The organism is Methylobacterium sp. Leaf89 (genome assembly GCF_001422215.1).
Taxonomy (GTDB): Bacteria; Pseudomonadota; Alphaproteobacteria; order Rhizobiales; family Beijerinckiaceae; genus Methylobacterium.
The window spans coordinates 1-217 of record NZ_LMML01000032.1 but is presented as its reverse complement, the minus strand read 5'-3'; the positions used below and the strand labels follow the sequence as shown (position 1 = coordinate 217).

General features: G+C 67.7%; 1 protein-coding gene. It reads left to right on the top strand.

Going from position 1 to position 217, the window contains the following annotated elements; all coding sequences use genetic code 11:
* Window positions 1-217 (top strand): GTP-binding protein (locus ASF18_RS22270; RefSeq protein ID WP_244472813.1); only part of this gene is annotated, 217 nt, incomplete at both ends.

The window sequence follows — 217 nt, the reverse complement described above, 5'->3', positions numbered from 1 at the left end:
GGCCCGCCAGGTCGGCGTTCCGGCGCTGGTGGTGTTCCTGAACAAGGTCGACCTCGTCGACGACGCCGAGCTCCTCGAGCTCGTCGAGATGGAGGTGCGCGAGCTCCTCTCCAAGTACGACTTCCCCGGCGACGACATCCCGATCACCAAGGGTTCGGCCAAGGTGGCGCTGGACAACGGCGACAAGGCGATCGGCCACGACGCCGTGCTGGCGCTG